General features: G+C 35.7%; 8 protein-coding genes. 2 read left to right on the top strand and 6 right to left on the bottom strand.

The window, feature by feature from the left end; translation table 11 throughout:
* Positions 1 to 63: 63 nt before the first annotated feature.
* Positions 64 to 915, top strand: coding sequence for a M23 family metallopeptidase (locus AsAng_RS26015; RefSeq protein ID WP_264790064.1), 852 nt, complete (start codon positions 64 to 66; stop codon positions 913 to 915).
* A 3-nt stretch (positions 916 to 918) separates the two neighbouring features.
* On the opposite strand, the gene AsAng_RS26010 is transcribed toward AsAng_RS26015, so the two are convergent.
* The 6 genes from AsAng_RS26010 to radC all read right to left on the bottom strand — a co-directional run bounded on the left by AsAng_RS26010 (position 919) and on the right by radC (position 8,223).
* Positions 919 to 1,725, bottom strand: a complete 807-nt coding sequence (locus AsAng_RS26010; protein ID WP_264790063.1) for an ABC transporter permease — start codon at positions 1,723 to 1,725, stop codon at positions 919 to 921.
* 16 nt (positions 1,726 to 1,741) lie between these two features.
* Positions 1,742 to 2,788, bottom strand: a complete 1,047-nt coding sequence (gene rlmN, locus AsAng_RS26005; protein ID WP_264790062.1) for a 23S rRNA (adenine(2503)-C(2))-methyltransferase RlmN — start codon at positions 2,786 to 2,788, stop codon at positions 1,742 to 1,744.
* Between the two features lie 186 nt (positions 2,789 to 2,974).
* Complete coding sequence (locus AsAng_RS26000) at positions 2,975 to 4,309, bottom strand: leucine-rich repeat domain-containing protein (RefSeq protein ID WP_264790061.1); 1,335 nt, start codon at positions 4,307 to 4,309, stop codon at positions 2,975 to 2,977.
* A gap of 14 nt (positions 4,310 to 4,323) precedes the next feature.
* The gene (locus AsAng_RS25995) at positions 4,324 to 6,765 is read right to left on the bottom strand and encodes a C2 family cysteine protease (RefSeq protein WP_264790060.1); all 2,442 of its coding nucleotides are present in this window, start codon (positions 6,763 to 6,765) and stop codon (positions 4,324 to 4,326) included.
* A gap of 191 nt (positions 6,766 to 6,956) precedes the next feature.
* Positions 6,957 to 7,373, bottom strand: coding sequence for a hypothetical protein (locus AsAng_RS25990; protein ID WP_264790059.1), 417 nt, complete (start codon positions 7,371 to 7,373; stop codon positions 6,957 to 6,959).
* Between the two features lie 142 nt (positions 7,374 to 7,515).
* Complete coding sequence (gene radC, locus AsAng_RS25985; protein ID WP_264790058.1) at positions 7,516 to 8,223, bottom strand: RadC family protein; 708 nt, start codon at positions 8,221 to 8,223, stop codon at positions 7,516 to 7,518.
* Between the two features lie 354 nt (positions 8,224 to 8,577).
* On the opposite strand from radC, the gene AsAng_RS25980 reads away from it, so the two are divergent.
* Positions 8,578 to 10,917, top strand: a complete 2,340-nt coding sequence (locus AsAng_RS25980; protein ID WP_264790057.1) for a CotH kinase family protein — start codon at positions 8,578 to 8,580, stop codon at positions 10,915 to 10,917.
* Positions 10,918 to 10,940 lie beyond the last annotated feature (23 nt).

Here is a 10,940-nt window from a genome sequence, read left to right as displayed (position 1 = left end):
ATTCAGAAATCCAAACTACAAGTGTTTAATTTAAGCTTGGTCTTGCTAAATAAAAAGGTTCTCATGTTCAAGTGGATAGATGAAAAATATCGGTTGGTACTTATTAATGATGAAACATTTCAAGAAGAACGCTCTTTTAGGTTGATTCCTTTTAATGTAATTGCAATTATTGGTGCCATTGTTATGGTCATTAGCTTATTTACCATTCTATTGCTGGTTTTTACTCCAATGGGACGGATTGTACCAGAGCATAGCAATCAAAATATTCGTTCACAAATCAGTAAGATCTATGTTCATATTGACTCGTTAGAGCAAGCTGTGGCTGATCGGGATTTATTTATTCTAAAAATCAAAGATTTGGTCTATGAAAAGTTTGAATATGCCAATGATATAAAAGATCCCTCTGCCCAAAAATCAGGGAAAGAAGTTGTTGTACCACAAAAATCGGATGAGTTAAAAGTCTTGATGGAAAGTGTAGATAGCGAAACAGAGTTGGGTAATTTAATAGAAAACACCCTACAGACAAATACAGATATTAGCGCTATGATTTTTACCGCACCACTAAAAGGAATTATATCTGACACCTTTGCTCCTAGCCGTGGGCATTATGGAACGGACATTGTTGCCCCCAAAGGCGAAGTCATCAAAGCCACTCAAAAAGGAACCGTAATTGTAGCAACTTGGTCGGCAGATACTGGACATATGTTAGCTATTCAGCACGATAATAATATCATTTCGTTCTACAAACACAACTCTTCTTTGCTCAAAAAAGCAGGAGACATTGTTCATGCAGGAGAAGGTATCGCAATTATTGGCAATACAGGAGAAATGACAGATGGTCCGCATTTGCATTTTGAGATGTGGTTCAATGGTCAACCCATTAATGCACAACGTTATATTCAATTTAAAGACTAGAGGCTATAAATCTCTAGTCATGAATACACGATAAGCAATTCCTAAGAAAAGAATAGTATACACAATAGTAAGCCCCGTTGCAACATTATAAGGCAAAATAAGTTCTGCAATTTCTTGATTAAAAGAAGGAGCTTTTTTTGCCATATAAAAAGGAACAACATCCCAAGCTGCACTACCTGGGAAATAACTCCCCCACTTGAGCTGGTCTAATAAATTGAGAAAAACTAAATAGCGAATAATTCGTTCTACAATTAATAAATAAGCAAAGAACACAATCATTGCCAAACCGCTTCTATTAAAGAGTACCGCTAACATAAAGGCGAAACTCATATAGAACATATTTTGAACAAAAAAACGCCAAACAGCATTGATTTCATGCCCCCAAGGATTGCCATAGCCTCCAGCAAAAGAGCCATAGATATACGCAACAATTGCCATATATAAGGTAGCAAAAAGTGCCAATAGGGTCATCATCATTACCTTGCCCAATAAAAAAGATCGGCGCTCCATTCCCGTAATCAAATTCTGTCGCATTGTCTTGAAGGAATGCTCTGAAGTAACCATCCATATAGAGATATATACCAACAAGAAAAAAGTTAACCAACTTGCCCAATAAGCAATGGTGTCCCAAATATTAGGAAATACATAAAAAGACTGTACCATTTCCGCTGGTGCTCCCTTGCCAGAGGAAGTCATTGACTTAACGGTTAAATATAACAGTGGCAATAAAATCACATACATGCCCATTGCCAATCGAAAAGAACGATTAGGAGCCACTTTTTTCCACTCCAGTTGTAATAGATGCAACATCTTTTTGAGTTTAGGGTTATTCTTTATTGGCCAATTGCCCACAAGCCGCATCTATATCTTTTCCACGAGAGCGACGCAAGGTAATGGCAACATTATTTTTTCTTAAATATTGAGCAAATTTATCCATTTTGTCCTCTTTGGACTTGGTAAACTCAACGCCATTAACAGGGTTGTACTCTATAACATTTACCTTTGCGGTTGGGACTTGCCTGCATAATTGCAACAAATTTTTAGCATCTTCTATCGTATCATTAAAGCCATCAAAAGCAATGTATTCAAAGGTTATTTTGCTGTCCTTTGTTTTACTATAAAAATAACGCAAAGCTTCTGTCAACGTTTTCAGATTGTTGCTTTCATTGATGGCCATGATCGAATTCCGTTTAACATCGTCTGCGGCATGCAAAGACAACGCTAAATTGACACGGGTACCATCGTCTGCTAGTTTTTTAATCATTTTAGCAATCCCTGCAGTACTTAAGGTAATGCGTCGAGGAGCCATATTCAAGCCTGCCTCTGACGTCAACATTTCTACACTGCGCATAACGGGCTTATAAGCCAACAAAGGCTCCCCCATTCCCATGTATACAATATTAGTAATGGGATGACCATAGTGTGCTTCACACTTAACATTAACCTTAACCACCTGATCATAAATTTCCGCAGCTGTTAGATTGCGAATTCTATCCATTTGCCCCGTTGCACAAAACTTGCAACTCAAACTACAACCTACTTGAGAAGAAATACAAACGGTATAACGGTTTTGGTTAGGAACAGGAATCAAAACAGATTCTACCAAATGCCCATCGTGCAATTTGAACCGAGATTTAATCGTCCCATCTGCACTAACTTGTGACAAGTCTTCAACAATTGGCAAAATAACAAACGTCTCCTTTAGCGTTTCCCTTAATTTTTTAGACAAGTTGGTCATATCCTCAAAAGAATAAGCACTCTTTTTCCACAGCCACTCGTACACCTGCTTGGCTCTAAACTTTGATTCTCCTATTGAGACAAAAAAACGAACCAAGTCATCCAAGCCCAATTCTCTAATATCTTTTTTTTCCATTTTCTTATTTTAACCGCAATATTTTAGTACAAAGATACAATATTATCTCCATAATCGCTCGTTAAAATTTTGGTTCTTAGACAAGTCATGGATTTGTACGCACTAAATTCTAAAATCAAAGATACAAAAATGACATACTGGCTGAACTAAGATTAAGTTATTTCTATTAGGCATTATCCACTTCCTTTAATACGCTTCAATTTTACAATTGGGTGGAAGCTGCTCTTTAAGATTTTGAATTTGATGTTTAGAAACCGTAATTTTCTTGAGATTTTTTAATTTCTTGATGCTTGGTGGAAGTACTTTGATCCCTGTTTTACGAATATTTAAATAGCGCAAGTTTTTGAGCTGCCCTATAGTAGCAGGCAGCTTTTGGATAGGATTTTTGCTAAGTACCAATTCTTCCAATTTGGGCAACTTAGCAAAACTTTCTGGCAATTCCTCTAGTTCACAATCATGGAGGAACAAATACTTTAATTGTTTTAATTGTTCTATTGCTATGGGGAGTTTTTTTATAGAATTATCACTCAAATTTAGCCTTTTTAGCTTTGATAACGCACAAATTTCCTTAGGAAAGGCATTCAATAAATTGCCCTTTAAATCAAGCCTTTCTAGCTTTTTTAATTGGGCAAATTCTTTGGGGATTGTTTTTACCCAATTATCTTCTAACGATAAATAGCGCAAGTTCAATAGATGGCATATTTGCTCCATTTTTTGCTTCCCCATATTCGTTTTTTCTGCGGCTAAATAGTCTAAATGGATCAACTGATCAAAACTACTCGGAATCTTTCCTTTAAACTTAGAAATTCTCAAGCCCGTTAGGTGGCTTATCCCTGCAAAAAAATCATCGGGCAGCTCCTTGATTAAGGGCAAATCAGAAATGTCCAAATGCAATAAAGAGGGAAAATTATCGAACTTTGGTAATTTTTCTAGGAATCGATTGCTCCCTATACTTAATACTTTTAGTTGGCGCAGTTCCATAATTTTAGCGGGGATAGAGTCTAGCCAATTCCCATCCAAGTACAAAAATTCCAATTTTTTTAAACCATAAACAACAGTAGGTATTGTTCCAAAAGAATTATTCCCAAGCCCTAAGCCCTTTAAATTGGGGGGCAGTTCAGTAGGAAGTTTCTGCAAAGTCCCCCCTCCAAGAAAGAGATGTTTAAGCTTCTGTAGTTTATTAATATCCTCAGAAAGATAGCTAAGATGATTGCCATCCAATCTAAACACTTTGAGATTTTGTAAATCAAAAAAACGTTGAGGAATAAATCGAACTCCACTTCCCCATGCAGAAAAAGTATTCAACTTTTTTAAGTAAAAAATAGAAAGGGGAAGTGTATCCATTTCTAATCCATCAAAAACGATTTTAGTCCAATACTTTTTTTGTAGTTTTTCATAAACAACATGTTCCTTATTAAAGGAGCAAGTACTTAAATCTTCTCCATAAGGACATTCCCAAATTAGTTTGTGCGTACAACTCCCTAAACTTATCACTAAAAGTATCAGTAGGCTATATTTCATGGTTCAGATCGGTATTAGTTAATCTCTATGGAAGAGAAATAGGTGCTTAATTCTGCTCTAGTAACCTCAATCAAACGCCCTCCATCAATGGCTTGCCCCTCTTCTACAATATCATGGTTATGCGGATTTTGCAATTGAAAAACTTCATTATTAACAGTTGTATTGATGATACGAACCAATGAATAGGCATGCTTGGCATATAGTCTTGTATTGGGGCGATATAAGGTATGTTTTTCGCCCGATCCTATTGCGGAGCTTCCCATTGCTGGAAGAATGCTTTTGGTCGCAAACTTTGCCATTGGTGTTTGCTGATTGGTCGTTTGGGCAGTAATCAAGGCATTAATTGCTGTATCTAGGTCAACTGGAAGACTATAATTGGTAGAACGCTGTCCTGTTAACATTTCTAGCCCCGAAAGAGGAATTTCATTTTTATCTCCTGTGATTTCACCATAAGAACCTTCCAACTCTGCGATTGCTTTTTCCAACAGTTGTACCCACATTTCGCCTTTTTCTCCTTTTTTTTCTTCTTTCCCACTTTTGGCAAAAAAGGGCGTTTTTTCTGGTTTTAAATATTCTGGATCTGTACTTGTTTTTACCTGCTTAGTGTTTTTTAGAACAATTTTTGCCTCAACAAACGTTGGTTTAACCTTAATTCGAACTCTTCTCAAGTGCTTAGCATCTGTTGGCAGTGGATCAGGAATATACAATTGAACCGTATAATTACCGTCTGAATCTGGTTCTGATATAATGGAATCAGGTCCTCCGTAAATCTGATTGGCATCAAAACGAGCCAACGCTTCTACGCCTGACAAAAAATAGCAATCGCCTATGCTCCCCTGCTGCACATCTTCTGGATTAATTCCTTGTTCATCAGTTAATGTGTTGTTCACCTCTCCCAAACTAAGTCCACTTCTAGCTTTCTCTCCGTCATCAAAAGTTTCAATACTCTTTTCAAATTTCTCTTTAAATTCTTTATCTAAAATAGGATCATAAGCCTTGATGCTCATTTCAGGAGTAGACTGGTCAATTCTAGAAAAGTCCAACCAAATCCTGTGATAGTCTTTGTAAAAATCCGTTGCCCTAGTTGCAAAAAGCTTTATCTTGCCAAATATATGTTCGTGCAATATCAATACTTCTTCCTCTGTTGTAAAAATGCTCAGCGAAAAAGTTGCTTCATTTTCTTCTTTTTTAAGCTCCTTCCGAAGTGCTTTGGTCTCCTTTCCTCCTCTAAGACTGCCATTGGGTCGATACAATAAATCGTAATTTTCAACAATCGTTTTACCAAGTGCAACATGCTTAGCTTTGAGTCCCTCTAAGGTCTGAAAAATAGGTTGTATAACCGTATCTCTATCTTTAACCACCAACTTAAAAGCATCAGTCCCCTCTGGCTCATTCAAAAAAGCATGATCTTCTTTTAGTGCTTCATAATCAGCAATTAGCCCACAAATTTCCTTTATTTTACGAACAATAATGCCCCCTATTGCTGTTTTTTCCGCTATCTCTATCAAATTATTATGATAAGCTGCTTCTATTTTAGCATTGGCCGTTTTTATTTGATCCATTTCTTGGACAACCTCTGCTAGCTTAGTTTGTAAAGGCTGGATATATTCAGTAGTAAAATCTGAAATTTTATGTGTGTGCAAATTGACCACAAAATGCATGATGTTATAATAAGCTGTGGTTCCATCTTTCCACTCCGATTCATAATGCCGATGAAAATAGCTTTTGCAATTAATAGGCTGTTCTTTTAATAGTTTTTCAAACAAAGCCTTTCCAGCTCCAGACATATTTTGCGCAGGGCTAAGCATATTGTTTTGGATGTCCGCAATAGCTGCTTCTATTTCTGCCTTAAAAGCATCTAACTCCCGAAGGCTTTTGCCTTCTACAGTTTCTGTTTTTAGCTTAGCATAGATCGTTAAAGAATCTTTTTCTAAATTCAACCCATTCAGATAAGCCAACACTTCTTGCCCTTCTGGATCTATTTCTGGTAGGCTTCGCTGATCTGAAAGTGAATGTGTTTTTCCACCTACAGTTGTGGTAACATTAATCGTAAAGGAGCCACTTAAAAAATCTATAGGAATCTGAACTTCTCCCCTAAAGGCATGCCAACCATCATTGGATTTAGTAGGTTGATTTAGAGTTGTCGATACCTCTGTGGAGTCAAAAGATACTCGAATTAAAACCGTAATAGGAGTTGTTTTATCTGCTTCAGTAAACTTAAAACCGCCTACTTGTACTCGAACTTTTATCTGATCCTTTTCAACTTCTATAGGGGTATTTGTCCACCATTTCACTTGCCATTTATTAGACATTAAATGCTGATCCAATAATTTTTTCAGTGCTGATAATTGTATTGCAAATTGTTTATGATTAGAACTATGCTCTAAATTTGCTGTTAATTCTTCAAAATACTTGATTTGTTCTTTTAATTCAGTGATCTTTTTTAGAAAAGCCATGATAAAATGTTTGTAGGGTTTATAATCTTCGAAAGATAATTTTTTTTTTAGTACTTTTTCATTTCTACCTAACATAAATCACCTATAATCAAAACATTATAAAAATTGTAATGTTTTAAATTATAAGCTATTATTCACAACTAAAAGTCAATCTATAATGGCTTATAATCTAAAAAATCGCATCCAAAAGATTAATCCTCTAGTGTCCGTATTCTTTTATAAATACTTGATGCCACCTGCTTAAATATACTGCCATCATGATCTTCTTCTTTTAAATAATCGACAATAAATGGGATACCTTTCGTTTTCTTAGATAATACATATCTATCTAATTCAGAACGAGTCATCTTATGTACTGTTCCACAAGGAATTTCTACAACCTGCTGTGCTGCCAATAAATAAACGGAAGGATTAAGTGGATTGTTAATATAAATACTAACCTGTACAGTAGCCGAAATTCCCCCACCTTCGCAAGGAGACCATGTTATTAAATGGCTTTCAACCTTTATATCTAATAATATATTGTCTTCCAATAAGTAAGAATTATCAGATAACAAACAAGCAAAAGACGCTTGAGTAAAAAAAAGCAAAAGAAAAATTGTTTTCATGTCATTTTATTTTTGAATTCAATAATATAGCACGTTTACCAAGCACTATTTTAACACAAAAAAATGACAAAACAAAGTCATTTTAAACTGATTTACAATGATTTACACTTTTTAATTTAAAACAATTAATGTTCTTTTTTTTTTACATCAAACCTTCGTCTGCAAGGCTTGTATAGCTATTTCCCGCAATAATAAGATGATCCAATACAGCAATATCTAAGTACTTACCTGCTTGTTTTATTTTTTGAGTAATATCAATATCTGCCTTGCTTGGATGAAGATTATCAGAAGGATGATTATGACCTAAAATAATTGCGGAAACTAAGGGATTTTCTAAAACTGCTCGAAATATTTTTTTGACATCTACCACCGTGCCTGCTACCCCACCCACACTAATATAAATGCGCTTCATAACTCGATTAGATTGATTGAGTAGCAAGACAATAAATTCTTCATGTGGTAAATCCATCAAGTCAGCGACTAGTATGTTGTAAGCATCCGAGCTTTGAGTAATCTGAGGTTTTTGTACAATAGGGGTTGCTTGTCTGCGAATCCCCAATTCTAAGGCAGCAGCTATAGAAACAGCCTTGGCAGGTCCCACTCCTTTAAATAATTGCAATTCTTGAATACTCTTTTTTCCTAATTCTTGTAGGTTATTTTTGCTTGAATTGAGAATCCGTTGTGCCAAACCTACAGCAGATTCTGTTGCGGAACCAGAGCCAATCAAAATAGCAATTAACTCTGCATTGGATAAATGTTTCCGACCTCTTTGTAACATTTTTTCTCTAGGGCGATCTTCCTCTGCCCATGACTTAATAGATGATAACTTGGTAGTGTTAGAATAGTGCATTGGGATTTTTTTTATCCATAAAATAACTTGATCAACCGTATGACAAATAATAAAAAAAGTTGCTTTTTGAGTTTAAATAGAGCGACTAGCCTTATCGTTTACAATCTGCCATTCGATTTATCAAAGAATCATAAATAATGGTGTCAATTACTCAATAAAACCGCCTAATAATCAATATAAGCTTGATAATAGATGGTATCCGTCCTTGGGTTTTCGGAAATCTTAGTATTTTTGTCTTCTTTCTGGAGCGTTTTACGGAGATTATTCTAAAATGTTGGTTTCAAAAAAGCTATAAGATGGGCTCCTTTAGACTAGAGTCTTATAGACTCTAAAAAATAACTATTCGAAAAAAAAATGAAAGTATTTTACTTATTGCTTCTAGGTTTATTATTTTCTCCTATTATTTGGGGGCAGGATACCATCCTACTAAAAGCAAGCCCCAAAGCAGGCTTCTACACAACAGGAACAGCAGTTCAGTTACAGGCAAGCAAGCCCAATGCTACAATTTATTATACGACGAATGGTAGCCGACCTAGCCGAAAATCTAAGCGTTATCAGGGGCCGATTATGGTAGATTCTACTGCTGTAATCAAGGCAATTGCAGTAAGCAATACTTTGCATAGTGAAGTACTCACCAATAGCTATTTTATTGGAGAAGACTCTATCACCCTGCCTGTTGTTTCGATTTCTATAGCCCCCTATATTTTATTTGATCCTGTCAAAGGTGTATTTAAACGAGGTCCCCATGCTGCCTCTAAATTCCCACACAAAGGAGCAAATTATTATTCTCGAAAAGAATATCCCTGTCATGTAGAAATTTTTGAGACGAACAAGAAGCGTGTTTTTCACCATGAGATTGGGTTTAAAATTTTTGGTGGAATGAGTCGTATCTTTCCTCAAAAATCATTCTCTCTCTATGCCAGCAAATCTAGGTATGGCAATAAATACATTCGTCATCAAATTTTTCCAGAAAAAAAACAAAAAAAATACAAACGCATCGTGTTGAGGAACTCTGGTAGTGATTTTGGAGAGACCCATTTTCGAGATGCTCTCATTACTAGCTTTGGCAAAGATATTGGTTTAGAGGTACAAGCCTATCGCCCTGCTATTGTTTTTATCAATGGTGAATATTGGGGGATATATAATTTTAGAGAAAAACTAACTCGACATTATTTGGTTGAAAATTTCGGGTATCATAAAGACAGTGTCAATTTGATCGAACATCGAAAAGATGTACAAGCTGGTAGCCGCAAAACCTATGATGCCATGCGTACATTTATGCGCAAAAACAGTTTAGCAATCCAAGAAAATTTTGATCATGTAGCTACTCAAATGGACGTCGAGAATTTTATGGAGTATCAAATTCTTCAGATTTACATTGACAATCAAGATGCAGGTGGAAACATCAAGTTTTGGCGCCCAATGCAAGAAGGTGGAAAATGGCGTTGGATTCTATTTGATACTGATTTTGGGTTAGGGCATTATGGACGTTTTGGCTTTCGCAATAATAGTCTGGACTTTCATACTCGCCCCAATGGTCCTGCTTGGCCCAACCCACCCTGGAGTACCTTAAATTTACGAGCGTTATTACAAAATAAAGATTTTCAAGGGCAATTTGTTAATCGATTTCTAGATCGTCTTAACTCTACTTTTGATTCTACTAATATTATACCTAGAATTGATAAAATGGCTGCTGTTATTATGCCTGAATTGCCTAGACATTGGAATCGCTGGAAGCTCAGCCCCAAACGTTGGCACAAAGAGGTTGATAGAATGAAAGAATTTTCAAGAAAACGCCCTAGTTATATGCGAACGTTCTTGCATCAGCAATTCCCACAGTTTGGTAAAGAAATCACACTGGTAATCCATGCAGATAGCAATGGCGTTGTTGAATTAAATAATACGATCAACATTCATACAAAATTTGAAGGAGTGTATTTTCAGAAGCTCCCTGTAACGGTAAAAGCAAAACCGTATTTTGGTTGTCAATTTTCGCATTGGGAAATGGATGGAGAACGGATTAATAACAAAGAGCTAACCCTGCGTTTTTCAGATACAACGCATCAACTCAAGGCAATCTTTATCAAAGGAGATCATCCAGCAACTCGTCAAATGATTATCAATGAAATTAGTTTTGCCGATAGTCTATCAGGAGATTGGATTGAATTTTACAATGATTCTAATAATGATCTAGATCTTAAGAATTGGAAAATTATCAGTACCAATAACAATAGTTTTGAATTTCCTAATGCAACGATAAAAGCAAAAGACTATATCGTTGTTTGTAAAAACAAAGAGCGTTTTCAACAAGCATTTCCCTCTTGTAAAAACTTTATAGGTGGTTTAAATTTTGGATTGAGTTCCAAAAAAGAGGTTATCATGATTTATGATAACAAAGCTAACCCTGTAGACAGTATTGGGTTTAACTTTTCGAAAGATTCTGTTCACAATATACAAACCATTGTTTTACGGGATTTTGACCTTGACAATAATGTAATTGATAGTTGGAAAAAATTAAAACGAGCAGGCAGTCCTGCTTCTGTTAACCCTGATTATATCCAGCTCAAACAACAAAAAGATTGGGAACGTTTTCTTAATTATGTAAAAATTGGAGGCATTACAACTGCCATTTTTGTGCTTATTGTTATGGCTTATATTATGGTGCGTAAACAATTAAAAATTAAAGAAGAATAAATTTTGTTGGTCACTTCATCACT

The organism is Aureispira anguillae, assembly GCF_026000115.1.
GTDB lineage: Bacteria > Bacteroidota > Bacteroidia > Chitinophagales > Saprospiraceae > Aureispira > Aureispira anguillae.
The sequence above is the reverse complement of the archived record's forward strand: the minus strand, read 5'-3'. Positions and strand labels throughout refer to the sequence as shown.

Coding starts and splice junctions, on each gene's coding strand:
- radC (WP_264790058.1), bottom strand. CDS start 8,223: ATGCACTATTCTAACACTACCAAGTTATCATCTATTAAGTCATGGGCA.
- rlmN (WP_264790062.1), bottom strand. CDS start 2,788: ATGGAAAAAAAAGATATTAGAGAATTGGGCTTGGATGACTTGGTTCGT.
- AsAng_RS25980 (WP_264790057.1), top strand. CDS start 8,578: ATGAAAGTATTTTACTTATTGCTTCTAGGTTTATTATTTTCTCCTATT.
- AsAng_RS26010 (WP_264790063.1), bottom strand. CDS start 1,725: ATGTTGCATCTATTACAACTGGAGTGGAAAAAAGTGGCTCCTAATCGT.
- AsAng_RS25990 (WP_264790059.1), bottom strand. CDS start 7,373: ATGAAAACAATTTTTCTTTTGCTTTTTTTTACTCAAGCGTCTTTTGCT.
- AsAng_RS26015 (WP_264790064.1), top strand. CDS start 64: ATGTTCAAGTGGATAGATGAAAAATATCGGTTGGTACTTATTAATGAT.
- AsAng_RS25995 (WP_264790060.1), bottom strand. CDS start 6,765: ATGGCTTTTCTAAAAAAGATCACTGAATTAAAAGAACAAATCAAGTAT.
- AsAng_RS26000 (WP_264790061.1), bottom strand. CDS start 4,309: ATGAAATATAGCCTACTGATACTTTTAGTGATAAGTTTAGGGAGTTGT.